The following is a 23,135-nucleotide window of genomic DNA, read 5'->3' on the forward strand; positions in this document are numbered from 1 at the left end:
AGTGATGTTCATCTCCCCATCCCCGCAAAAGGATCCCCACAATGACCGATTTGAAGAAGGCAGAACTGAGGCAACAGAAGCACTCCAGCCTGCCCGTAGTGGCCGCTTCGAGCCTGGCCGGCACGGCCGTCGAATGGTACGACTTCTTTCTCTACGGCACCGCCGCCGCATTGGTTTTCAACAAGCTCTATTTCCCAACCGACGATCCCCTGGTGGGCACCATGCTCGCCTTGGGCACGTTCGCCGCCGGCTTCCTGGCGCGCCCGCTCGGGGCGATCGTCCTGGGCCACCTGGGCGACAAGCATGGGCGCCGGGCAACCCTGGTGGCCAGCCTCATGCTGATGGGCATTGCCACCGCCCTTATCGCTTTTATCCCTGCCTACGCAGCCATCGGCATCGCAGCCCCGTTGCTGCTCCTGCTGCTGCGCCTGGTCCAGGGATTCGCCTTGGGTGGCGAATGGGGCGGAGCCGTCCTCCTCGTCTCCGAGCACAGCAATGACAGCACACGTCGGGCCTTCTGGTCTTCGTGGCCCAACATGGGACCGCCCTTGGGAAACCTCATGGCAGCAGGCGTCCTGGCAGTCCTCGCGGCAACCATGCCGGAGAGCGAATTCCTCGCCTGGGGCTGGCGCATCGCCTTCGGCCTCTCCGCCCTGCTGGTCATCATTGGCTTGGTGCTCCGCCTGTATGTCCAGGAGACTCCGCTGTTCAAGGAAGCCCAGCTCAAGCGGGAGTCCGAGGCTGCCACTGAACGCAAGATGCCACTGGCCATCCTTTTCCGACGCAATTGGCGTGAAATCCTGATTGCCACGGGCAGCCGTATGGGCGAAAACGCAGGCTTCTACATCTACTCGCTGTTCATCATCACGTACGTCACGCAGATCATGGGGCTGCAGCGGCAGACCGGCCTCACCGCCGTCATGATCGGCCAGGCCGTGGCCGTCGTCGCCATTCCCGTCTTGGCGCTGTACGCGGACAAGGTTGGCCGGAAGCCAATCATGATCGGCGCATCCGTGGCCACGGTCATCTGGGCCTTCGCCTTCTTCGCTCTGCTCAACACCGGCCAGACGTGGGGCATCATCGCTGCCGCCGTCGGAGGCCTGCTGATCTTCGCGGCGTACAGCTCAGTGATCGGCGCCTTCTTCTCCGAACTCTTCCCCACCGATGTCCGCTACAGCGGCACGTCCGTGGCCTACAACCTGGCCTCGCTCATCGCCGGCTCGCTGTCCCCCATCATCGCCCTGGCCCTCTACAGCGCGTTCGGCACAGGCTACGCGATCGGCATCTATCTGGCGGGCATGGGCTTGATCTCCATGGTCTCGGTGATGTTCGCCAAGGAAACCAAGGGCCTCCGGCTCAGCGACCTGGACGAGCCCACCAGCAAAGAGAGAGAACAAGCATGAAAATCGCCCTCGTCCAAGTGGCAAGCCCGGACAACGAGAGCCGCGAGGACCGCATCGAACGGGTGGAAGCCCTGCTGCGGACCATCGAAGGCGCGGAACTGATCGTACTCCCGGAACTCTGGAGCGCCGGGTACTTCCACTTTGGCCAGTACCCGGACCTGGCCGAAACCCTCGCTGGGCCAACGGTGTCCATGTGCGCCCGGGTGGCCAAAGACCTCGGCGTGCACCTCCACATCGGCAGCATCATCGAGGCCGGGGAGGACGGCCGGCTCAGCAACACTTCCATCCTGCTGGGGCCCGACGGCAGCGTGGTCCACACGTACCGCAAGATCCACGTCTTTGGCTACAAGTCCAAGGAAGCCGAGCTGCTCACGGCCGGGACATCGTTGCCTGTAGCGAACCTCCCCTTCGGAGCAACCGCTGGAATCACGTGCTACGACCTTCGCTTCCCGGGATTGTGGATGGAGCTGGGCAACCGCGGCGCCGAGATCGTCATAGTTCCGGCAGCGTGGCCCGCCGCCCGCCGGGAACACTGGCGGCTGCTGACCAGTGCAAGGGCCGTGGAGCACCAGATCTTCGTCATCGCCTGCAACGCCGCAGGCACGCAGGAAGGCGTCGAGCTGGGTGGCCACAGCCGCGTGGTGGATCCGTCCGGGAACGTACTGGCCGAAGCGGACGCAAACGAATCAGTGCTCTTGGTGGACATCGATCCCCACCAAGTCCAAGCGGTCCGCCAGGAATTCCCCGTCATCAATGACCGCCTCGCCAGCTACCAAATGCTCACTGAATAGAGGAGACCCCATGCAAACACAAAGACAAGTGCCCCTCACCTTCAAGGTGGTGGGAACCGAGAAGACCATTACCGTCACGGACTTCCACGGCGTCGTGGCCGGCTACACAGGCCGGGATCCCGAGGCAGTGCAACACCACATCGACGAGCTCGCCGCGATCGGCGTGGCACCTCCTCCGGAAGTGCCCATGTTCTACCGCATGGACGCGGACCTGTTCGAAACCTCGGGTGAGCATGACACGTCCAACAACCTGACCTCGGGCGAAATCGAACCGCTCTACCTCCGCCACGAAGGCAAGTTCTACCTGGGGCTCGGCTCGGACCACACAGACCGCGACATCGAGGCCGAGGACATCGGTGATTCCAAGAGGGCCTGCCCCAAACCTGTCGCCGGCGAGCTGATCGCCGTCGAAAATCTCGAAGAGCTGGACCTGGACCAGTGCACCGCGCGCTCGTGGGTGGACGGCGAGCTGTACCAGGAAGGTTCGCTGGCCGGCCTGCGCAAGCCGGCCGACGTCGTCGAACGCCTCCTGGCGCGAACCGACATTGGCGAGGGTGATTTCATGTGCCTCGGCGGCACCTTGCCGCTCCTCAACGGGAAGTTCATTGACGGAACTTCCTGGAAGCTGGAGCTCTCCTTCCCGAATGGGACCACCATTGAACATAACTACAAAATCAAGAAAGGCTCACTCTGATGAGGACCGGAAAAGAGTACCTGAAGTCCCTGAATGACGGACGGACGGTGATCCTCGATGGCGAGGTTGTCCCGAACGTCCTGGAGCACCCGGCGTTCGCCAAGGTTGCCCACACCATGTCCGAACTGTTCGACATCGCAGCGGACCCCGCCAACGGCATGCAGTTCCACTCCGAGGAGATCAACGGACCGGCCAACCGCACGTTCGCCGCTCCCCGCACGCAGGAGGAACTGGTCCTGCGGCGCCAGGCCATCGAAAAGTGGGCCAAGCACACGCACGGCTGGGTTGGCCGCAGCCCTGACCACGTCGGCACGTTCTTCGCGGCTTTCGGCTCCCACCCGGGCGTCTTCGCGGACGAGACCCGCGACTTCGCCGGCAACGTGGAGCTGTACTACAAGAAGATCCTGGCCGAGAACCTATACCTCTCTTACGCGATCATTCCGCCGCAGGTCTCCCGGGCAACCACAGCCTCGGGGTGGGAAGGCGAATACCTGCAGGTGGGCGTCGTGCGTGAAACCGAAGAGGGCATCGTGGTCCGCGGTTCGCAAATGCTTGCCACCGGCGCCGCAATCGCCGACGAAGTCTTTGTCACCTGCATCAAGCCGCTGGGACCGGACGATGTGGACTTCGCCATCAGCTTCGCCATCCCCGTGGCGACCGACGGGCTGAAACTCTACTGCCGCCGCCCGTTCGCGCCTGCCGCCACCAGCGACTTCGATTACCCACTCACCAGCCACTACGACGAGCCGGACGCCCTGGTGGTGTTCGATGACGTCCTCATCCCGTGGGACCGGGTGTTCATCAACCGGAACATCGACACCCTCCGCCGCCAGTTCTTCGACACGGGCGCCCACGCCCTGGGCAACTGGCAGGCCCAGATCCGGTTCTCCACCAAGCTGAAGTTCATCGCCTCCGTGGCCCGCAAGGTCACCCAGGTCAACGGGACGGACAAGATCCCCGGCGTGCAGGAGAAGCTCGGGGAGCTCGCCGCCATAGTCCAGTCGGTCGAGTCGGCAGTCCTCGCCGCCGAATACACGGCCACAACCGACGACGCCGGCATGCGGGTTCCCGGGAAAGCGGCACTTTACGGGGCCATGGGCCTGCAGTCGGAGACGTACCCCCGCGTGATTTCCATCCTCCGCGACCTGGTGGGTGGCGGCGTGTTGCAATTGCCGTCGAGCATCGCGGACATGACCAGCAGCCTGACACGTCCGGACATGGAACGCTACGTGCAGTCCCCCGGTGTCGCCAGCGAGGAACGCGTGAAGCTGTTCAAGTTGGCCTGGGACATCATCGGTTCGGAGTTCGCCGGCCGGCACCAGCAGTACGAGATGTTCTATGCCGGAGCCCCGTTCGTGGTCCGCGGGGCCTACACGTACCGGAACTACGGCTACGACGCCTTGGTGGCGGAGCTGGACACGTTCCTTGGGTCCTACAGCATCAGCAGCGAAGAGGAGAACTGACCATGGCCAAGCCCGAATTCGAGTTCACGCCCACGGCTTCGGTGGACTTCGCACCCTGCAGCCCGCACATCGAGGGCCTGTCCGAAGCGATCCTCGCGCGGGACTCGGACAACGACAGCGTCACGCGCATCCTCAAGTTCGAACCGGGCACGGATACTTCCCCGAACGGCGTCCTGACCCACGATTTCTGGGAAGAGGTGTTCATTTTCGAGGGATCGTTCGTTGACCAGCGGCTCGGCAGGACCTTCAAGGCCGGCGACTGGGCCACCCGTCCCCCGGGCATGGAACACGGCCCCTGGGTTTCGGAGAACGGCGCCAAGATGTTCGAGGTCCGCTACTACACGGATCCGGCACAAGCCGGGCGGAGCAACTGACATGAGCCTCGCACCGCTCTTCACTGTTCCCGATGCCATGGGCATGCGCCGCGCCATGGGCCGCTTCCTGACCGGCGTTGCCGTGGTCACCACCAAGCATGAGGATGAGCTTTACGGCATGACCATCAGCTCGCTCACGTCCATCAGCCTGGAGCCGCCTATCCTGATGATTTCGCTGAACTTCGGCACCCGGACGGGCGATGCCTTGATGGAGAGCGGCAAGTTTGCGGTTTCCATCCTGGGTTCCAAGCAGGAGTCCATCGCGCGCCGCTTCGCGGTCCGTGGTGGCGACCGCTTCGGCGAGGGCGATTTCGACATCACCGAAAACGGCTTGCCGGTGATCAAAGGCGCCCTCGCCCAAGCGGACTGCACAGTGGTGCAAACGTACGACGTCGGCGATCACCAGATCTTCTTCGGACAGGTCACCACGTGCCGGGACCGGGACGGCGAGGTGCTTGCCTTCAAGGCTGGCCGTTTCGGTTCGTTCAGCGACTTTGGCCACGCCGAGATTCCTTGGATGTTCTAGGCCTTTTCGGTTCAGGCGTCGATGGTCAGCTCGCCCATTCGGTCCCAGCCACTGCCTTCGAATTGGCGGCTGATGATGTGCGGGGTCTCGGCGAGCGCCTGGGGCATATCGGCCATGGCTTTCTTGAAGTGATCGCTCGTGACGTGCGCCTCGGCGGCGTCACCCTGGAAGGCTTCCACCAGGACGAACTCGTTGGGATCATCCACACTGCGGGACCAGTCGAACCAAAGGTTGCCCGGTTCCTTTCGGGTGGCCTCGGTGAAGTCGGCAACCAGGTCCAGCCAGCGCTCGGACCAGTCGGGCTTCACCTTGAATTTGACGACGATAAAGATCACGGCATTCAGCCTCTCTTTGGATGGTAAGGTCCCTTCCATCCTTCCAGAGTCGAGGGAACTGTTCCGGACCAAAGCGCGACGGCGGTCCGCACCCAAGGTGCGGACCGCCGTCGTGCGTTTTAGCTGGCCTGCGCTACTTCATGGTTCCCTGTGAAACCGAGCCTTGGAGCTGGCGCTGGAAGATGATGTAGACGATCAGCACCGGCACCACGGTGACGGTCACCGCAGCGAACAGTGCTCCGAAGTCCACGGCGTAGCCCATCTGGCCAGCAAAGGCCGCGAGGCCCTGCGACAGCACACGCGGGCCGGCCGCGTTGATGGATACGGGGATGAGGAACTGGTTCCACAGGCCCAGGAAGTTGAAGATGGCAACCGAAGCCAGGCCCGGCTTGGCCATCGGCAGCATGACCTGGAAGAACGTCCGCCACTCCCCTGCGCCGTCCAGGGCAGCCGCCTCGGTGATTTCGTGGGGCAGCGATTTGAAGAAGGAGAACAGGAAGAACACGGTGAACGGCAGTGCAAAGCCGACGTATACCAGGATCAGGCCGGGCAGGGTGTTCAGGAGCCCAATTCTCTGCAGGACAAAGAACAGCGGCACCATGGCCAGGAAGATCGGGAACGTCAGTCCTGCCAGCATCAGGTAGTAGATCGCCCGGCTGCCAGGGAAGGTGTAACGCGCCAGGACGTAGGCACACATGGCTCCGAGCACCATGACGATCACCAGCGCACAACCCACCACGATCACTGAGTTCAGGAAGTAGCTTCCAATTCCGGCCTCGCTCCATGCCTTGACGTAGTTGTCGAAACGCCACTGGGAAGGCAACGCGAACGGGGAAGCGAAGATCTCGCTGGACGTTTTGAAGGACGACATGACCGTCCACAGGAGCGGCAGGATCACGATGAGCGACCAAATGGTCAGGGCGGTGTGCGATATCGCCCCAACTACTTTGTCACCGGGCGTGGATGCCTGGGTGCGGGGCTGGAAGTGCAGGGACTTCATTTCCGGGGTTGCGACCTTGGTAGTCATCAGTTGCTCACATCCTTGTCGCCGCCGGTGAGCCTGTTCACCACGAACACCAGGCCGGAGAAGATCAGGGTGGTAATGGCCAAAACAACGCCCATGGCACTGGCCAGCCCGAATTGGCCCTTGCTGAAGGCCGTGAAGAACAGCTGCTGGGCCATGACCAGCGTGGAGTTGTCCGGGCCACCGCCGGAGTTCAGGGCGGCCATGTAGACGAACGCGTCCAACGCCAGGATGCCCATATAGATGTAAGCGGTCTGGATGTTGTCCCGGATCAGCGGGATGGTGATGGAGACGGCGGTGCGGAACCGGCCTGCCCCATCGATCCTGGCCGCCTCGAAGAGTTCAGCCGGAATGCCCTTGATGCCGGCCACGAACAGGACCATGTAGAAACCAACGAAGCCCCACACGATCACGAACATCGTGGCAATCATGGCCGTGTCCTTATTGCCCAGCCAAGCGAAGTCCTTGAACTGTTCCAGGCCGATTCCCCTGAGAATGCCGTTGAGCAGACCGCCGGAGGGATCGTAGATCTGCCCCCACATGATGCCGATGGCGATCGCCGGGATGGTGTACGGGAAGAAGGAAACCACACGGTAGAAGCTGGAGTTCCGCAGGCCCTTGATCTGGCCCTTGCTGCTGCCGCCCACCGTAACCATGGTGGCAAGCACCAGGCTCAGGATGATGGTGATGATCGGCAGGAAGATGACCAGGAGGATGTTGTTCCCCATGGCCTTCATGAAGATGTCATCCGTGAAGATTTTGGTGTAGTTGTCCAGTCCGATGAAGTTCTGGTTGGGTGAGAATCCGGACCAGTCGGTCAAGGAGTAGGTGAAGGCCTGGAGGAAGGGCCAAATCACGAACAAGAGATATATGACCAGGGGCAGCCCGAGGAACACCAGGAAGAAGCTGACCTTGTCCCACGTCAGCGGCTTGCGCCGCCGCTTGACCATCATTGGTGGAGCCACAGCCGGAACGACGGCGGCCGTGCCGTCATCGTTCCGGCTCGCTTGCGATTTCACTACTGTCACTTCACTTCAATCTTCTTGACCGAGCTGTCGTTCCGGACCTTGTCCGTGATGTTCTGCAGCGCGGAGGTCAGCGTTGCCACGTCCGATTTGCCATCGAGGAACGTGTTCCAAACAACCAGCTGGTCCTTGTTGGTGCCGTAGAGGTCAATGAAGTTCCAGGTGTAGATGTTGTCCCCGGCGTCCTTGAGCAGCTTGGTCTGCGAAACGAGTGCCGTGGAGCCGAAGCCATCCGCGGGGACGGTGTCCTTGACGATGGTCGGGGCCAGCTTGGTCTTGGCGAAGTTGGTTGCAGCATCCTTGGACAGCATGATTCGAAGCAATTCTTTGCCGCCAGCCACGTTCTTGCCCTGCGACGGAACAACGAACGGCTCACCCGCCGCGCTGTGCAGGGATGCATACGGCATCTTCGGGCTCGCGCTGACCGACGGTACCGGAGCACCCGTCATGTTGAAGCCTGCCTTGGTCTGGTCCTTCATCTCGTTCTCGATCCAGGAACCGGAGGGGTAGAACACGGCTTCCTGGGCGTTGCTCCACTGTGCCTGCGCAGCGGTGAACTGGGTTCCCGAGCCACCGGGCTTGAAGAAGCCGGCCTTGACGATCTTGTCCAGCGCGGTGAACACGGACTGGATGGCCGGGTGCGACCAGCAGTCTGCCTTGAGGTTCTCCAATGCCAGGCGGACTTCGTCGCCGCCTTCCTTGATGGCAGAAGCAATCGCCATCTCCTGGTAGTAGGTGGCTGCTTCCTTGCCCCAGAGGAAGAGGTACTTGCCCTTGGCCTTGGCCTGCTCGCCGAGGGTGTACATCTCGTCCCAGGTCTTGGGAACGGTCCAGCCGTTGTCCTTAAGCAGGGCGTCCGAGTACCACACGGCGTAGACGGTAAGCACGTAGTTCAGGGCCGCGAGCTTGCCGTCGAACGTACCGGGCGCCAACACGCCGGTGTACAGCGTGTCCTTGATGGTCTTGCCTTCCAGGTTCTTGGCCTCCACAACACTGTTGAGGTCCTCGAGCTGGGCCAGGATGGTGCTGAAGCCGATGGCCTTGGCGCCGGAGTTGTCGATCAGGTCCGGCGGGTTGCCGCCGACGAAGCGAGGCTGGAGTTCCTGGGCGATATCCGTGGACGGGGCGATCTTGGCCGTTGAGCCCTCGTGCGCCTTTTCGAAGGCCTTTCCGGCAAAATCGACATAGTCGATGCCGTAACCACCCTTGAAGATCACGGCGTCAACGGTGGACTTGTCGGCCATGCCGAACGGGTTGGTGTCCGAGACGGTACCTGTGGGTCCGGTGGATGTTCCGCCGCCACCGGCTGCACATGAAGCGATGGTCCCGCCCATTGGGACGAGCACAGCTGCAGCAAGTGCTCCGCGCAGGAATCCGCGGCGGCCAAGGGACTGGTGCTGAATGGTCATTTCAATACCCCTTTAGTGACTCGTTATGTCCACCCGTTTCCGGCCGGGGCCGGAGGGTGGGACAGTCTGGGGCTGGCGCTCAGGGACGCCAACCTTCGTGTGACATAATTCACCACGAATGATCGAAAATCAATATTTCTCGGTAGTTTCAATCAAGATTTGTCAAAGCGTGATCAAATGTAAGAACCAGGTTTCGCCGGTGTGCACTCTCAATGTAGACCCAACTTGGCGGCGTGGGGAGTGCTTCAACAGGGCGTTTTACCGGGCGTTCGAGTCACTTCGAGGACTGGCAAGCCGGGCCCAAGCGAGCTGTTCCTGCTGCTTGCGGCTGAGCGTTGCCACCACCAGGTCATAGGAGTCCTCAACCATGTCCCGGATCATGTCATCCGGGAGGCCTCCGTCGAGGCGGACACCGTTCCAGTGGGTCTTGTTCATGTGCCAAGCACCTGTGATTTCGGGGTGCGCGGCCCGCAATTGCTCGGCCAGCGCAGGTTCACACTTCAGGCTTACCGACCAGTCGTCCGGGTTCATGGCCGAGAGCGCGAACAACTTGGCCTCGTGCCGGGCACCTCCGGCGACGGCGGACCTCACCTTGAACACGGAAGTCTCAGGGCCGAACGGGAAGTCTTCGAACGCGCCGGGAAAGCTGAGGCAAATCTCGCGAAGGCTGGAAACGTCCATGGTTTGAGGGTACCTGCGCCCGCCGCGCCTGAGGCAATGGCCTTAGGCAACGCCCAGGAAGTCCTCCAGCAGCACTACTTCCAGGCCCGCAGCCAATTGGGCCGCGCGGAAGGCGGCGAGGTCTGCAGCGAACTCTGCACGGAAATGCATGAGCACAATGTCGCCGGGACGCAGGGAGTTCCCCACTTGGTAGTCCATCTTGCCGGCGTTGGCCTTGGCCTCCCACGTCACGATTGCCTTCATGCCAGCGGCCGCGACGGCCTGGCGCATCACATTCGAATAGGCCCCGCCCGGGGGCCTGAACAGCGTGGGTTTCCGGCCATACTGTTGCAGCGCGTAGTCCTGCATCCCCACCATGTCATTGAGCTGTTGCTGGTAGCCCCATTGCCGAACCATGTTGATGTTGTGGCTGACCGTGTGGTTTTCCACCAGGCTGCCCTGCGCGGCGAACGCCTTGAAGAACGCAGGATTGTCAGCGATGGTATCCCGGGTGAGGAACAGCGATGCCGGATAGTCGTATTCGCCCATGAGCTTCACCGACTCAGGCGTCTTGATGTTGCCGTCATCGATGGTCAGGAACACCACGGGGTGCTTGGTGGGGATCTTGGTGATGACCGGCGCCAGGCCGCCCACGATCGGCGGCAGTTGGTAGTCCGGGATGAACGAGCGGCGGATGCGCTTGGTGGCGGTCGGCGTCGGTGTGGGTGCAGGAGCGGACGACGTCGGGATCTCACCGCCGGCGGCCAAGGCACCATTGCCGGCGGGAACCTCAGGCGACGCCGACCCGGTAGGCCGCGGCAGCTCCGCCGTCGTGCTTTCTCCTGCGCTGCACGCGGTCAGTCCGGCGACCACCGAAGCGCCAAGTGCGCCCAACAATGCGCGCCGGCTGGGCGCGGAAAACTGCACAGCAGAATGCTGCTCACACACGACTGTCCCCCGTGGACGCAGGAATGATTCACGTGCAGATTAGCAGGAGAATCAGCCAGTGCTTTACAGGCCGTAATGCCAGCCTTCGCGTGCCGGGCAGGAGTTGACTACCACATCCAGTCCGGCCTCGCGCGCACGCTGGCAGGCGGCGTCGTCGAACACGCCCAACTGCAGCCAAACAGCCTTGGCACCAACCGCGATTGCCTGATCGATCACGGCTCCGACGCGCCCGGAATTTACGAAGCAGTCAACGACGTCGATTGGGTGTTTTCCGGCAGGGATGTCCGCGAGGGTTTCGTAACCCTTCTCGCCGTGGACTTCCTCACCCTTGGGGTTCACCGGAATGATTTCCATGCCCATCTTGTCCCGGACGTAAAGCGCGACATCGTAGGCGGAGCGCCACTCATTGTTGGTGAGCCCCACGATTGCCCATGTGCCCTTTGTCCGCATCAACCGCTCGACGACGGCCGGATCGTTGACCTGCATCATCGTCCCAGCGTACCCGTCCCTTCCGGCTTCGCCCGGATCAGCGCTGCTTGAGCCATTCCTTGAGCTTGTCCATGAATGAAGGGAGGTGCCCGTCGAGGGCATCGACGCCCTGGTCCTCGGAGCCCTGCCCCTGTTTCTTGTCCTGGCCTCCCTGTTCCGGCTTGGTCGGTTTGGTGGGCTTGATGGGCCCTGGCTTGGCGGCCGGGCTTGTTGGCTTGGCCTCTGCGGGTTGGGGTTCGGCGGGTTTGGTTTCGGCGGGTTTGGCGGCCGCGTTCGTTGGCTTGGCGCCGGGGATGGCTGGCTGAACCGTAGGCGCTTGCGCTGCGGCGTTTTTGGCAGCGGTGTCTTGGCCCGCAGCGGCCGGGCCCGGCGTTGTTGTGGGCACGGGCTCCCCCGTGGGCGTCGGAGACGGAACCGCGGCGGGATCCGCTTGCCGTCCCTCCTCCGTGGCCACTTTCGGGGCGTCGGGGGTGGGCAACGCCGTGGGTCCGGCCGTTCCGTGCGGTGCGAGGTTTCCGAAGAGTTCGTCGATGAATGCCGGGTGGCGTGTGAAGCCCGAGCTCGCGGCAGCTACGCCGCTGACGCCCAGCCCCATTGCGGCCACAACCGCAACGCTCACGACGGCGGCGCGGTGCTTGCGCTTCCAGCGACGTTTGCTCAGCTCATCGTGGGGTCCTGCCAACATCGCGGCGAGTTCCGCGTTGGGCTTGGGTGCAGGGAGGTCTGCGCAGGAGCCCATCGACAGGAGCGTCGTCCGGACTTCGGAGTCGCCGGCCATCCCGGCGTCGAGCAGGAGCTCGTCAACGATGGCCCTGCGTTCCAATTCCTTGTATGTCATGACGACACATATTCCTTTACTACCGAGTGCTCACGGAGCGTTATCAAAGCCCGCCGTTGCAGCTGCTTCACTGCACCGGCAGATTTCCCCATGATGTCGGCTACCTGTTCCACCGTCAGTCCCGCGACGATCCGAAGGGCGAGGACCTCCCGATGGTCCTCCCCCAGGGTGTCCAGTAGCTTCAGGACTTCACCCGGAGCCAGCAGGTCCATGGCGGCCGACTCGGCAGATTCGGATGCACGCGTATCGCGCTCAGCCTCGAACTCGTGCTGCTCAGGAGCCCGGCTTTGCTTCCGGTGTTCGTCGACCATGCGGGCGTGCGCCACCGAAAAAACGAAAGTCCGCAGCCCGCTAGCCCCGCCGCTGAGATCATCAAGCCGGGGCAGGACGGCCAGGAACACGTCCTGGGTGACAGCCTCGGGGTCGGATACACCTTTGGCCGCCAGATAGCCGAGGACCTGGCCGGCGTAGGCCTGGTAGACGGCGCTGAACAGTTCCGCGTTATTGCCTTTGAGCGCGAGCAGCGCTTCATCGGTCAATGCGTCGGTCACAGAAGAGACTTTCGATCGGTGGCAGGTCCGCGGCTTTCAGCCAAGCTGTGCACCGTTGATCGGCGCACAACCTCACCTAGGTTATCTGCTCTGCCGGGCCGCCCAAAGGACACCCCGCATGTCTTCCGGGAATCTCCGTTGACGCCGGAGACTGCCTTGAGACAAAAGGAAGGGCCGGGCTGGAACATGATGGGGGACAAATTCCAGCTCGGCCCTTTCAGAGAGGTAATCGTCGGAGCATGGCAAAGGGTTACGCGGGGTACGGACTTTTTTGAAAATTTTTCTGGGGCCTCCCATGGAGGGCCAACTGCCGCCTATGGCACACTCGCCGGGACTGCTATTCGAGGCCGGGGTCGCTTCGCGGCATCTCGGCCTTGAGGAGCGCGCCCCGCAACTTGCGGCCCCACTCCCTGGCGTTGGTACCCCTTTTCGGTTCCTGGGAGTGGTGGAGTTTTGGAGGTGTACCGGTGACCGGTGGGGGTTGTGACTTCCAGAGCGGGGCTCTCTTGCCTAACGTTCCAGCCGGGGTTCTCTTTGGTGTGGTTGCACGCCTCACACAGCCCGGCACCGTTATCCGCGCTCGTCTGCCCACCCGCATGCCACGCAATCACATGGTCGTAGTGCCGGATCGGCGCATCGCAGTACGGGGTACGGCACGTCTCATCACGGGTCTCGATAAACCTGCGCAAACCCTTCGGGAACAACCTCGCCCGCGAATCCATGGCCAACAACTCGCCAGTGCCCGGAGCTGTATAGAGACGTCGGAGCCATACATCGAAGTCGGTACGTCCTTCGAACTCGGCACAGCCTTCGACATCGGCATGTACGTAAGAAGAGTTGATCTCCGGCTCACGTTCTATGCGGGCTTCGCGCGTGGGCAGCAGAGGCTCGTTCTTGACCAACTCCCTCGCCCACCCCGCCGGGACAATCCCGTAGCCCTTCAACCTTGCCGGTTCCGAATCACCCTGCAACAGGGCCCGGTCGGTCATCACCAGCTCCACATGCACCCCAGCGATCCCACCCGGGGTGCCCGTGACCCGCTCCACCAAGGTATCGGCCATGACCTGCCCCTTGGACCGGGCGTCACCTTCGGACCGGGCCGTGCCCGCCGCCCGGGTCAACGCCGCATAAACAGCCACACCCTGCGCCACGGGCAGCAACGCTGTCAGGTATGTCATGGTGTCCGGCGCCGGACGCAAACCCACGTTCCGCTCATTCACGGCGTACGCGGCCCGCCGCGTCACCGACCGCGGATCCCGCCGATACGCCGCCGCCTTCACCGCCGCAACAATCGCCCTATCACCCTTGCCCTCAAACGTGCCCGTATCCGCAGCCAACTCCTCATCCACCGCACACCGGTCCTCCACCGACAGGCACGCCGTCTGCTTCACGAACAAGGTCGCACGCCACTCATTCAACAAACCGGTCTCCAACGCCGCCAACGTCCGCGGCATCTCCGTCACCAGGGCCTTCGCCAACCCCAACAACCGCGACCCCTTGCTCGGCGACTCACGACGCGCCAACGCCACCTGCGCCGCCACACCCTTCCCCCGCTCAGAGGACGGAACACCAGCCGCAGCCTGCTCACGACGCTGCGCCACATCAAACGCCACAGCCACCCTTGCCTGCACCGCCGCCACCGCCGACTTCAAATCCTCCAAACCACGCAACTGATCAACCAACCCAGCACTATCACCAGCCGGATCGAGCACACCAACAGCGGCAATCAACTCCCGAATCAAGGGCCCCTCCTGCCGAACAGGCAGGACAGAACCACCCGCAGCGCCACCACCGCCACCACCCTGCTGCCCCGAAATCCCGTCCATGACACCACTCTTCCAGCCCACACCCGGCAGCAGCAGCCCCACGAAACCCTATGTGGAAACACCCACAAGAACGCCCAACCACCCCTCCTCCACAAACGTTGACCCGAGAGCCAGAGGAACGTTTCGCAACAGCCTGGCGCCCGCGCTGGTGGACAGTGGCAAAGGGCGCGGACCCGTCCAGCGGGTATGCACTCAGTCGGCTACCAGCGGCCGGCAGTCTTGATGCCGCATCACCGGCGGCTCACTCGGAGGAAGGCATCTCAGCGGCGAACTCTGTAGTGGACAAACCTCCGGATAGCTCGGCCCGCAACACATCAAGTGCTTCAGGGAATCCCGCCACGTCCACGATGCCGCGGGTGGTGCTTAGACGAGCAAAGCGAACGCCCGGGCCAAGGTACGGCACGGTAGTGAATGTGCGGGACTCCATGCCCGAGACCAAGATTGTGAAGATCTTGTTGTCCGACGGGCGGTAGGCGCTGTTAGGAACAAAGTCCACGCTGGGCAGCCGAAACAAAATGTAACCGCGCTCCCACCCCTTCCACATGCCACCGCCTGATCCTTCACCGGCACGGATCCAACATTCAAGATGACCTCGGCGGAGCTGCCTGGCGAATCGCCGCCGGGCGAGGGCTCCATCGGCCCACGGGTACAGCGCGAGGGCGCAAACAAGAATCGCGGCAGAAATGGCTGCGTTCAGCACACTGCCGTCAAGCACAATCCAAAGCAAGAAATAGACAACAAACTGAAGGAGAAACGGCAAAGACGCCATCACCCTATGCACCCACACCGAGTCAGTTCTGGCCATGCCAAACGTTATTCCAGCCAAGCAAGCGACGTACAGCCCTGCTACTCCGGCGCGTCCGGAACCTGGTTGAGTCGACGGTTCCCGACTGTGAGGCCTGAGGCGGGTTCGTCGTCGTCGGTCAAGATGCCACGTCAGGTGAGCCGGCTACCCTTCGCCGGTGGTCGCCGATGCAGTCGCTTCTTCGGCGGCCTTCTCCCTGTACGACGCCGAGACGCGCCTGTACACAGGGGTAGCGAACGCCATCAATGCCGCGAGAACCATGATGATCCCGGCCACCAGGAACACCAAGGCAATGCCGCGGGACGTGCCTTCGCCCAGCAACGGCGCCAACGTGGCCGCGCCCTCTTCCGAGCGGGCGTACGGGATGATCCAGAACTGGGCAATGGGGGCAATCAGGAACGCCGTGATGGGCGCGGCGGCGGATTCGAAGGCCATGGCGAAGCCGAACACCCTGCCCTGGCGCGGCAGGGGAACTACTTGCTGGATAACGGTCTGCTCGGCCGCCTCGACAATCGGCACAAGCGTCAGGTACAGCCAGATCCCCACAATGTAGAGCCATGGCCACTCGCGGATAGTGAACAGCGCTCCAAGGGCACCCATGACGGCCACGGCAAGGAGCATGGTGCGCAGAGGATTGGCACCCAGCCCGAACTTACCCACCAGTGCGCCGCCAATGATGAACCCGGTGGCTGCGACGGCAAAGAAGGTCCCCCACAGCTCCACCGGGAACATTTCCAAGCCATACGGATCCATCAGCGCCATGTAAACGCCGCCCACGAAGTTGTTGAAGGTGGAGAAGATGATCAGCGCAAACAGCCCGGAGATGGCCATCACTGCGGCAAACGAGCCACGGAGATCGAAGCCGCCCTTGGCATCGGTGGCCGCGGGCCGCAACTCCTCCGGCATTCGCAGAGCCAGCAGGTGCACGTAGGCAAGCGCCGTGAGGACCAACGCCAGCACAATGGTCCATCCCATGCCAACGAGCCCCACAGACAAGCCGGACAACACCGAGGTGACGATGAACATCAGGCCCTGCACCATGCCCACCAGGCCGTTGGCGTTGGCGCGGCGGTCCGGCTCGATGAGGATGGTGACCGTGGTGGACAGGGCAATGTTGCGCATGTTCTCCACCACCGCGCCCACCAGGATGATCAGCGTGAAGGCCCAGAACCACGGTTGTCCCAGGTCCAGCAGCGAGGACGTGGGGACCAGCAGGAACACCACCCCAGAGATCGTGAACATCACCAGCGTGAACGCGGCGGCGAACCGCATCACGGCGAGCTTGCGGTACCGGTCCACGAACGTGCCAAAGCTGATGCTGGAAACGGCGATCAGCAGCATATACGCGCCGCCGACCACTCCGGTGGCAATGACGTTCCGGGTCTCCAGGTACACCCAGAAGGTCAGGGCGAACCAGAGGTAGCTCGTGGTGATGTTGGCCGCGGCTGTGTTGACCAGGATCCCCATGAACGTGCGGGAGCGCTCCGCCGGAGTGCGCAGTGAAAGATCTATGTTGGCTGTCTGCTCCGTCATTCGTTCCAGCCCCTATGCATGCGTAGATCCCCTGGATGAAAAGCACGGCAGTTCCAGCATCGACGGCGTTCCCGGGGACGGTCAAGGGCCAAGGCAGCTCAGGCGAACGCACCTGCCAATGAGGTACGACGGCGGCTGCCCACCAGGGTGCCCGGTGGCTGCTCGCCAGCGCGCCCGCCTAGCGGCCCGCCATTTCCGCCAGGAATAAGGCCTCCGCGACTATCGCGTTTCGCAGCTCGCCGAGGTGCACGGATTCATTGGCCCCGTGGGCTCGAGAGTCAGGGTCTTCAGCTCCTGTGACCAGGATGGAGCACGCGGGCTGTGCTTCCGCGAGGGCGGCCACGAAGGGTATTGATCCACCCACTCCCATGGCCACCGGCTCGGCGCCCCAGGCCGTTTCGAGGGACCAGAGGGCTGAACGGATCATGGGATTGTCCAAACCCACATTGAACGGCTTGCTTCGGGATCCCGGACTAAAGGAGACCTCGGCACCGAAAGGCGCGTGCTTCAGGACGTGGCGCTGCAGGACGTCCATGGCCCGATCGGGATCGTTGCCCGGCGGGAGGCGAAGGCTGAACTTCACAGTGGCCTCGGGGAGGAGCACATTTCCGGCCGAGGCGGTAGGTGGGGCATCGAGCCCTATGAAGGAGAGTGAAGGTTTGTTCCACAGGCGGGCCGTCAGGGAGCCCTCGCCTACCAAGTGCACGCCATCCAGAACACCGGCATCGCGACGAAAAGTATCTTCGTCCATTTCCACGGCTGGAGTCGGTCCTTGTGCCAGCCCTTCGACGGCGACTGTACCGTCGTCGTCGTGGAAGGTGCCCATGAGGCGCGCCAGGACAACGAGCGCGTCAAGCAGCGGGCCGCCGTATGTTCCGGAGTGCAGTGCGTGGTCCAGGATGCGTACGTGGATTGTTCCATCAACCAGTCCGCGGAGGCTGGTGGTGAGGGCGGGAGTTCCGACGGCCCAACTTCCGGAGTCGGCAACGATGGCCACGTCGGCGAGGAGATCAGGACGGAATTCCTGAAGGAAGGCGGGCAGCGTGGGTGAGCCGGACTCTTCCTCCCCCTCAATAAAGACCCGAACCCCCAGGCCGTTTCCGGGACCTAGCACCGCGTCCAACGCCTCCACTGCGGCAAGGTGCATGACGATTCCTGCCTTGTTGTCCGCGGCTCCCCTCCCCCACAACCGGCCATCGCGACGCTCGGCCGCGAAGGGCGTGGAGGACCATTCATCGAGCGGCCCGGCGGGCTGGACGTCATGGTGGGCGTAGAGGAGGATCGTCGGCACGCCGGGTGCCGCAGGGCGTGTGGCGAGGACGCCCGGCGCGCCACCAGCAGCATTCCAAACGTCCGGTCCCGCGGCACTGCGAACAACCTTGGCATCCGGAAATCCCACGCCCCTGACCAGTTCCTGCACCAGGACAGCACTGCATTCCAACTCGGCTTGGTCGAAGCCGGCCCACGCGATCCCGGGCACGCTGACCAAGCTGGCCAGGACGCCGGTGTAGTGCTCCATCCGTGAGTCCACGGCGGCTGCAAGCGCATCGGTGGTCCCCGGTGGAAGGTTCATGGACGGTTCACCTCGCGGCTTGACGGGTATCTGGAAGAAGAGTTCGATGGAAGAAATAATAAGTTTACTTATCTTTCGATGGAAACCCCAAGGAGGCCAGCATGGACCAGAGCCAAGCACCCATTCTTGATGCCCTGCACGAGTACCACCGCCTGGATCGCTATGGGTTCACGCCACCGGGCCATCGCCAAGGTCGCGGTGCTGACAACCGGACGGTGGAAACGCTGGGTGCGGACACCTTCCGGTCCGACCTTCTGTCCACGGCCGGGCTCGATGACCGGAAATCCTCCAATGGCTATCTGAGCACCGCCGAACAACTGATGGCAGACGCCGTCGGCGCGGACAAGGCCTTCTTCTCAACCTGCGGCAGTTCGCTGTCCGTCAAGGCGTCCATCCTTGCCGTTACCCAAGGCAAGGGAGATCTGCTGATCGGACGGGACGCACACAAATCGGTTGTCGCAGGCCTCATCCTCTCCGGGCTGCAGCCGCGATGGATCAATCCGCAGTATGACTCCGAGCTGCACCTCGCCCATCCGCCGTCGCCTGAAGAAGTAGAAAAAATGTGGCAAAGGTACCCCGACGCGAGGGCAGCCTTCATCACCAGCCCCACTCCGCACGGCACCTGTGCGGACATTGGGAAAATTGCCGAAATCTGCCATTCGCGGGGCAAGCCATTGATCATCGACGAGGCATGGGGCGCGCACCTGCCCTTCCACGACAGCCTGCCCACGTGGGCCATGGACGCCGGTGCGGACATCTGCGTTGTCAGCGTCCACAAAATGGGCATGGGCTTCGAGCAGGGGTCCATCTACCATCTCCAAGGCAACCTCGTGGACTCCACCAGGCTCAGCCAGTGTGCCGATCTCCTCTCAACCACCAGCGCGAACGTGATGATTTACGCGGCCATCGACGGCTGGCGGCGGCAGATGGTGCAAGACGGCAAGAACATCCTGGACAAGGCGCTGCACCTCGCTGACAGCCTCCGCAAGGACATCGAACAGCTCCAAGGCATCCACGTCCTGGGGCCAGAGCTGATCCGTGCCGAGGCATCACACGACCTCGATCCCCTGCATGTGCTGATGGACGTCTCCGAACTGGGCATCAGTGGCTATCAGGCCGCCGACTGGCTGCGCGCTGAATGCCGGCTGGATGTTGGACTCAGCGACCACCGTCGGATCGAGGCAACGCTCTCCCAGTCCGACAACGAGGAATCCACCGACCGCCTGCTCGTTGGCCTTCGGCAATTGATCGATGCCGCACCGGATATGCCCAAGCCAAAGCCGGTCCAACTCCCCGAGTGGAAGGACCTTGAGGCCGACGCTGTCATGCTCCCCCGGGATGCCTTCTTTGGACCGGTGGAGAACGTACCTTTCGAGGAAGCTGCCGGCAGGATCGCGGCGGAGCAAATCACTCCCTACCCGCCCGGTATTCCTGCGGTGCTGCCCGGCGAGCGCATCAACCAACCAGTCCTCGACTATCTGCGCTCAGGCGTGGAGGCGGGGATGGTCTTGCCTGATCCCGCCGACCCCGGCCTTGGAACTGTCCGGGTGGTCGCACAACAACGGGAAGGCTGAGTCCCTGAAAATGCCGGGCCATGGCCTCAATCGCCGAGGGGGCGTAGGCTGGCCCCTCCAGCAAGAGGACTGAAACAACGAGTTCCAAGGAGTGATGATGACCCTTCCTCCACAGCACGAACCCGATCCGTTCCCGCCCGAGCCGGGACCGACGCAACCGCCAACGGAACCTGGTCCGGGACAGCCACCGCCGGACCCCACGCAGCCGTTCCCTCCGCCCATGCCGGACCCTGGTCCTCAGCCGGGACCGCTGCCCGTCCCCGACCCGGGTCCCGCGACTCCTCCTCCACACCCGGACCCGACGTTCGGAGACCCGCCCCCAGGTGGGGTGGGAAGACCTACGCAGTAGACGGCACCGCAACGGAGGCGCGTTCAACGGCCGGGCATTCAATCTTCAGCGCCGAATCAGCCGGTGCATGGTCCAGGCCGAGCAAGAGCCGCACGCCGGCAGCACCGAGTTCGTAGTGCGGCAAGGACACCGTGGACAGTGGCGGGCGAAGGTGGGCAGCGATGACTTCCTGGTTGTCGAAACCCACCACGGCAATGTCGTCCGGAATGGAGAGTCCGTTTTCCCGGAGGCCGTCGTAGAGGCCCATGGCCATCCGGTCGTTGTAGCAGTAGACGGCCGTGACATCGAGCGCAAGGAGTTCCTTGGTGGCTCCGTAGCCACCCTCCTGGTCAGGAAAGGCCTCCAGGACCAGGCTTGGGTCGAAGAGAATCCCGGCCTCTTCCAGCGATTCTCTGTACCCCTCCAGCCGGCCGTCCCGGGCCGGAGCCGGGGTGGTGGCGTTGATGAAGGCGATGCGCCGGTGGCCGCCGCGGATCAGGATGTCGGTGGCTGACCGGCCGCCCTGGGCTTCGTCGGGGACCACGGCACGGGCCGCGCCCGGTTCCGGCGAGAAGCAGTTGACCAGCACAAAGTCGGCCTCGCGCAGGGTCTCCGGAATGTCCGTAGGCCGGTGGAACCAGGTGGAGTACAGGATGCCGCGGACCTTGTACTCCAGCATCATGTTAATGGCGTCGTTTTCCAGGTCCACGTTGCCCTCGGTGTTGGCAATCAGCAGGGCGTAGCCATGCTTCCACGCCTCGTCCTGTGCTCCGTGGATGATCTGGCCGGCGAAGGGCGTTGTGGCAACGCCGTCAGCCACAAGGCCGATGAACTTCGAGGTTCCGCTGACGAGGGTCTTGGCCATGGCGTTGGGCCGGTAGCCGAGCTTCTGGATGGCGTCCTTGACGCGTTGGCGGGTCTCGTCGGCGATCCGGGCGTTCTTCTTCTTGTTGATGACCAAGGAGACTGTGGCCGTGGATACGCCGGCCGCTTCGGCTACTTCGCGGAGGGTCACCGGATGTGTCCGGCCTGGTCCGACAGGAGCGTCGGGGGTCGCCGGCGTGCCTGGATCTTTCTCCTGCGAAATCATCTGCCCTCCATCAGGAGTATATCCATCAGCCGTGGCGGTCATCCCTTGTTCGCCCCGCTCTCCAGCCCCTGGATCATGGCCTTGTTCAGCACCAGGAACACCAAGAGCAGCGGCGTGATGGTCACGCAAACGGCCGCGAACGTGGCCGTCCAGTCAACCTTGCCCATGGCGCTGATGTAGTTCTGCAGGCCGAGCGGGATGGTCTTGAGTTCCTCGGAAAGGACGAAGGTGTTGGCGAAGATGAAGTCGTTCCAGATGAAGATGCTGTTCACCAGCACCACGGTGACCACGGTGTTCAGGGACAACGGCAGCGTTATCAGGCCGAAGATCCGGTAGGGTCCAGCTCCGTCCAATGAGGCGGCCTCGTACGTTTCCCGCGGGATGTACTCAAAGAAGGACGAGAAGAGGTAGATGGACATCGGGAGTGCGAAACCGGCCAGCGGAATGATCATCGACTGGTAGGTATCCAGCAGGTTCACGGTGGAGTAGTCAATGAAGAGCGGGACCAAAGCGATCTGGACAGGCACGATGATGCCGATCAGGAACAGCCCCCGCACAAACCTGCTGAGCCGGAACCCCAGGACCTGGATGGCGTAAGCGGCCATCATGCCGAACAGCACGATCAGCAGGTTGGCGCCCATGGTCACGATGAAGCTGTTGAGGATGTTCCGGCCCAGGTCGCCTGTTTCGAAGGCCCGGGCATAGTTGTCCCACGTCAAGGCCCCCGGGAGGGCAAACGGATCACCCGTGGCGAAGTCGTGCTCCGTCCGCAGGCTGGTGAGGAACAGCCACAGCAAGGGGTACACCTGCACGATCACGATCAGCATGATCAGGACCCGCGAGAGGGTCCGGTACAGGTTCGGCTTGCGGCGCCTCCGCGTCACCACGGGCCGCGACGACGGCGGGACCGGCGGGATGTGGGTGGCAGGTGCTGTCTGGGCGATCATGAGTCAGCCTTCCGCTTGAGCATGAACAGGATGAGGCCGACGGCCACCAAACACTCGATCACGATGAACACGGAGATGGTGCTGGCATAACCGAAGTCGGTACTGGTGAAGGCGGTCTTGTACATGTACGTGGTGAGCAGTTCGGAAGATTGTCCGGGGCCGCCGTTGGTCATGAGGTAGGGGATGTCGAAACCGCGCAGGCCATAGGTGGTGGCCATGATGGTGGTGGTGATCCACACCGGGCGGATGTAGGGGAAGCGGATCTTGGTGAACAGGGTCCACTTGGAGGCACCATCCAGGACGGCGGCTTCCTCCAGCTCCTTGGGCACGGCGATGAGGGCTGCGTAGATGATCAGCATGTAGAGGCCCGTGAACCGCCAGCCCTCGGGTGCTGACACCGCGGCCAGGACCGTGTTGACGTCGGACAGCCAGGCCCGCTCAAAGGCACCCAAGCCCACCCAGTGCAGCAATTGGTTGAGCAGGCCGACGGGATCGATCGAGTAGATACGGACGAAGAGGAACGCGATGGCCACCGTGGAGATGACTGCGGGAAGCAAGTACAGGGTCTTGATAAGTTCGCGGCCCCGGGTGAGCGAGGTCAGGAGGCTGGCCACCACCAACGCTCCGCCCAACTGCAGCACCAGGCAGATCGCGAGGTAGATGAGCGCATTGGCGAAGGAACGCCAGAAGATGTCGTCACCGGTCAGCATCCGCACATAGTTGGCGAGGCCGACGAACTCCATGTCGCTGATGCCGTTCCAGGAGAAGAAGCTCAGGAACAGGGATTGGAGGATGGGGAAGAGCACTGCTGCGCCATAAAGGAAGAGCGGCGGGAGCAGGAAGACCAGGACGGATGTCTTTGATCTATTGGGAAGCATGGCTGGGCCTTTCGGGCGGGGGACCTTGCGGTCCCCCGCCACTGGGATCTA

The 23,135-nt window shown here is 62.9% G+C and carries 23 protein-coding genes; 7 read left to right on the forward strand and 16 right to left on the reverse strand.

Going from position 1 to position 23,135, the window contains the following annotated elements:
- The first annotated feature begins 41 nt into the window (after positions 1-41).
- From ACFVSJ_RS03910 to ACFVSJ_RS03935, 6 genes are read left to right on the forward strand one after another with little or no spacing between them, the layout of a single operon-like run.
- Complete coding sequence (locus ACFVSJ_RS03910) at positions 42-1,403, forward strand: MFS transporter (RefSeq protein ID WP_387434598.1); 1,362 nt, start codon at positions 42-44, stop codon at positions 1,401-1,403.
- On the forward strand, positions 1,400-2,194 hold the full coding sequence (locus tag ACFVSJ_RS03915) for a carbon-nitrogen family hydrolase (protein ID WP_387434600.1): 795 nt from the start codon (positions 1,400-1,402) through the stop codon (positions 2,192-2,194). Before ACFVSJ_RS03910 ends, ACFVSJ_RS03915 begins: the two co-directional genes overlap by 4 nt.
- 10 nt (positions 2,195-2,204) lie before the next feature.
- Positions 2,205-2,888, forward strand: coding sequence for a DUF2848 family protein (locus ACFVSJ_RS03920; protein WP_387434601.1), 684 nt, complete (start codon positions 2,205-2,207; stop codon positions 2,886-2,888).
- Positions 2,888-4,351 carry a 4-hydroxyphenylacetate 3-hydroxylase family protein gene (locus ACFVSJ_RS03925; RefSeq protein WP_387434603.1) on the forward strand — a complete coding sequence of 488 codons (1,464 nt, stop codon included), beginning with the start codon at positions 2,888-2,890 and terminating at the stop codon, positions 4,349-4,351. The genes ACFVSJ_RS03920 and ACFVSJ_RS03925 overlap by 1 nt, the downstream gene beginning before the upstream one ends.
- A 2-nt stretch (positions 4,352-4,353) precedes the next feature.
- Entirely contained in the window at positions 4,354-4,725 is a 372-nt protein-coding gene (locus ACFVSJ_RS03930) for a cupin domain-containing protein (protein ID WP_387434605.1), read from the forward strand.
- Between the two features lies 1 nt (position 4,726).
- Positions 4,727-5,251, forward strand: coding sequence for a flavin reductase family protein (locus ACFVSJ_RS03935; RefSeq protein ID WP_387434606.1), 525 nt, complete (start codon positions 4,727-4,729; stop codon positions 5,249-5,251).
- Between the two features lie 11 nt (positions 5,252-5,262).
- On the opposite strand, the gene ACFVSJ_RS03940 is transcribed toward ACFVSJ_RS03935, so the two are convergent.
- From ACFVSJ_RS03940 to ACFVSJ_RS04000, 13 genes are all read right to left on the reverse strand, one after another.
- Entirely contained in the window at positions 5,263-5,586 is a 324-nt protein-coding gene (locus tag ACFVSJ_RS03940) for a putative quinol monooxygenase (RefSeq protein WP_387434608.1), read from the reverse strand.
- A gap of 133 nt (positions 5,587-5,719) precedes the next feature.
- On the reverse strand, positions 5,720-6,613 hold the full coding sequence (locus tag ACFVSJ_RS03945; protein WP_387434609.1) for a carbohydrate ABC transporter permease: 894 nt from the start codon (positions 6,611-6,613) through the stop codon (positions 5,720-5,722).
- Positions 6,613-7,638 carry a carbohydrate ABC transporter permease gene (locus ACFVSJ_RS03950; RefSeq protein ID WP_387434612.1) on the reverse strand — a complete coding sequence of 342 codons (1,026 nt, stop codon included), beginning with the start codon at positions 7,636-7,638 and terminating at the stop codon, positions 6,613-6,615. Before ACFVSJ_RS03950 ends, ACFVSJ_RS03945 begins: the two co-directional genes overlap by 1 nt.
- Complete coding sequence (gene ngcE, locus ACFVSJ_RS03955; RefSeq protein ID WP_387434614.1) at positions 7,635-9,044, reverse strand: N-acetylglucosamine/diacetylchitobiose ABC transporter substrate-binding protein; 1,410 nt, start codon at positions 9,042-9,044, stop codon at positions 7,635-7,637. The genes ACFVSJ_RS03950 and ngcE overlap by 4 nt, the downstream gene beginning before the upstream one ends.
- A 258-nt stretch (positions 9,045-9,302) precedes the next feature.
- On the reverse strand, positions 9,303-9,725 hold the full coding sequence (locus ACFVSJ_RS03960; RefSeq protein WP_387434615.1) for an MmcQ/YjbR family DNA-binding protein: 423 nt from the start codon (positions 9,723-9,725) through the stop codon (positions 9,303-9,305).
- A 42-nt stretch (positions 9,726-9,767) separates the two neighbouring features.
- The gene (locus tag ACFVSJ_RS03965) at positions 9,768-10,631 is read right to left on the reverse strand and encodes a polysaccharide deacetylase family protein (RefSeq protein ID WP_387434616.1); all 864 of its coding nucleotides are present in this window, start codon (positions 10,629-10,631) and stop codon (positions 9,768-9,770) included.
- A gap of 84 nt (positions 10,632-10,715) precedes the next feature.
- Complete coding sequence (locus ACFVSJ_RS03970; RefSeq protein WP_387434617.1) at positions 10,716-11,141, reverse strand: CoA-binding protein; 426 nt, start codon at positions 11,139-11,141, stop codon at positions 10,716-10,718.
- 37 nt (positions 11,142-11,178) lie between these two features.
- Complete coding sequence (locus ACFVSJ_RS03975) at positions 11,179-11,979, reverse strand: hypothetical protein (protein ID WP_387434619.1); 801 nt, start codon at positions 11,977-11,979, stop codon at positions 11,179-11,181.
- Positions 11,976-12,530 carry an RNA polymerase sigma factor gene (locus tag ACFVSJ_RS03980; RefSeq protein ID WP_387434620.1) on the reverse strand — a complete coding sequence of 185 codons (555 nt, stop codon included), beginning with the start codon at positions 12,528-12,530 and terminating at the stop codon, positions 11,976-11,978. The genes ACFVSJ_RS03975 and ACFVSJ_RS03980 overlap by 4 nt, the downstream gene beginning before the upstream one ends.
- Positions 12,531-12,844: 314 nt before the next feature.
- Complete coding sequence (locus ACFVSJ_RS03985) at positions 12,845-14,356, reverse strand: DUF222 domain-containing protein (protein WP_387434622.1); 1,512 nt, start codon at positions 14,354-14,356, stop codon at positions 12,845-12,847.
- A 241-nt stretch (positions 14,357-14,597) separates the two neighbouring features.
- Positions 14,598-14,852 carry a hypothetical protein gene (locus ACFVSJ_RS03990; RefSeq protein ID WP_387434624.1) on the reverse strand — a complete coding sequence of 85 codons (255 nt, stop codon included), beginning with the start codon at positions 14,850-14,852 and terminating at the stop codon, positions 14,598-14,600.
- A gap of 453 nt (positions 14,853-15,305) precedes the next feature.
- Complete coding sequence (locus tag ACFVSJ_RS03995; protein WP_387434626.1) at positions 15,306-16,694, reverse strand: MFS transporter; 1,389 nt, start codon at positions 16,692-16,694, stop codon at positions 15,306-15,308.
- 178 nt (positions 16,695-16,872) lie between these two features.
- Positions 16,873-18,267, reverse strand: a complete 1,395-nt coding sequence (locus tag ACFVSJ_RS04000; RefSeq protein WP_387434628.1) for a M20/M25/M40 family metallo-hydrolase — start codon at positions 18,265-18,267, stop codon at positions 16,873-16,875.
- A gap of 101 nt (positions 18,268-18,368) precedes the next feature.
- Between ACFVSJ_RS04000 and ACFVSJ_RS04005 the strand changes: the two genes are divergently transcribed.
- Positions 18,369-19,841, forward strand: a complete 1,473-nt coding sequence (locus ACFVSJ_RS04005; protein WP_387434630.1) for an aminotransferase class I/II-fold pyridoxal phosphate-dependent enzyme — start codon at positions 18,369-18,371, stop codon at positions 19,839-19,841.
- Between the two features lie 338 nt (positions 19,842-20,179).
- On the opposite strand, the gene ACFVSJ_RS04010 is transcribed toward ACFVSJ_RS04005, so the two are convergent.
- Genes ACFVSJ_RS04010 through ACFVSJ_RS04020 form a run of 3 tightly spaced genes read right to left on the reverse strand, consistent with a single transcriptional unit; the run spans position 20,180 to position 23,084 of the window.
- On the reverse strand, positions 20,180-21,259 hold the full coding sequence (locus ACFVSJ_RS04010) for a LacI family DNA-binding transcriptional regulator (protein ID WP_387434631.1): 1,080 nt from the start codon (positions 21,257-21,259) through the stop codon (positions 20,180-20,182).
- Positions 21,260-21,297: 38 nt separating this feature from the next.
- Entirely contained in the window at positions 21,298-22,206 is a 909-nt protein-coding gene (locus ACFVSJ_RS04015; RefSeq protein WP_387434632.1) for a carbohydrate ABC transporter permease, read from the reverse strand.
- A complete protein-coding gene (locus ACFVSJ_RS04020; protein WP_387434633.1) occupies positions 22,203-23,084 on the reverse strand; it encodes a carbohydrate ABC transporter permease in 882 nt (293 codons plus the stop codon). The genes ACFVSJ_RS04015 and ACFVSJ_RS04020 overlap by 4 nt, the downstream gene beginning before the upstream one ends.
- Between the last annotated feature and the right edge of the window lie 51 nt (positions 23,085-23,135).

Source organism: Paenarthrobacter sp. NPDC058040 (genome assembly GCF_042885775.1).
GTDB lineage: Bacteria > Actinomycetota > Actinomycetes > Actinomycetales > Micrococcaceae > Arthrobacter.

Bases quoted from the DNA above. Each gene is read 5' to 3' on its own strand.
- ACFVSJ_RS03960 (WP_387434615.1), bottom strand. From the start codon at position 9,725: ATGGACGTTTCCAGCCTTCGCGAGATTTGCCTCAGCTTTCCCGGCGCG.
- ACFVSJ_RS03945 (WP_387434609.1), bottom strand. From the start codon at position 6,613: ATGACTACCAAGGTCGCAACCCCGGAAATGAAGTCCCTGCACTTCCAG.
- ACFVSJ_RS03920 (WP_387434601.1), top strand. From the start codon at position 2,205: ATGCAAACACAAAGACAAGTGCCCCTCACCTTCAAGGTGGTGGGAACC.
- ACFVSJ_RS03975 (WP_387434619.1), bottom strand. From the start codon at position 11,979: ATGACATACAAGGAATTGGAACGCAGGGCCATCGTTGACGAGCTCCTG.
- ACFVSJ_RS03925 (WP_387434603.1), top strand. From the start codon at position 2,888: ATGAGGACCGGAAAAGAGTACCTGAAGTCCCTGAATGACGGACGGACG.
- ACFVSJ_RS03985 (WP_387434622.1), bottom strand. From the start codon at position 14,356: ATGGACGGGATTTCGGGGCAGCAGGGTGGTGGCGGTGGTGGCGCTGCG.
- ACFVSJ_RS04005 (WP_387434630.1), top strand. From the start codon at position 18,369: ATGGACCAGAGCCAAGCACCCATTCTTGATGCCCTGCACGAGTACCAC.
- ACFVSJ_RS04020 (WP_387434633.1), bottom strand. From the start codon at position 23,084: ATGCTTCCCAATAGATCAAAGACATCCGTCCTGGTCTTCCTGCTCCCG.
- ACFVSJ_RS04015 (WP_387434632.1), bottom strand. From the start codon at position 22,206: ATGATCGCCCAGACAGCACCTGCCACCCACATCCCGCCGGTCCCGCCG.
- ACFVSJ_RS03910 (WP_387434598.1), top strand. From the start codon at position 42: ATGACCGATTTGAAGAAGGCAGAACTGAGGCAACAGAAGCACTCCAGC.
- ACFVSJ_RS04010 (WP_387434631.1), bottom strand. From the start codon at position 21,259: ATGATTTCGCAGGAGAAAGATCCAGGCACGCCGGCGACCCCCGACGCT.
- ngcE (WP_387434614.1), bottom strand. From the start codon at position 9,044: ATGACCATTCAGCACCAGTCCCTTGGCCGCCGCGGATTCCTGCGCGGA.
- ACFVSJ_RS03935 (WP_387434606.1), top strand. From the start codon at position 4,727: ATGAGCCTCGCACCGCTCTTCACTGTTCCCGATGCCATGGGCATGCGC.
- ACFVSJ_RS03970 (WP_387434617.1), bottom strand. From the start codon at position 11,141: ATGATGCAGGTCAACGATCCGGCCGTCGTCGAGCGGTTGATGCGGACA.
- ACFVSJ_RS03915 (WP_387434600.1), top strand. From the start codon at position 1,400: ATGAAAATCGCCCTCGTCCAAGTGGCAAGCCCGGACAACGAGAGCCGC.
- ACFVSJ_RS03930 (WP_387434605.1), top strand. From the start codon at position 4,354: ATGGCCAAGCCCGAATTCGAGTTCACGCCCACGGCTTCGGTGGACTTC.
- ACFVSJ_RS04000 (WP_387434628.1), bottom strand. From the start codon at position 18,267: ATGAACCTTCCACCGGGGACCACCGATGCGCTTGCAGCCGCCGTGGAC.
- ACFVSJ_RS03995 (WP_387434626.1), bottom strand. From the start codon at position 16,694: ATGACGGAGCAGACAGCCAACATAGATCTTTCACTGCGCACTCCGGCG.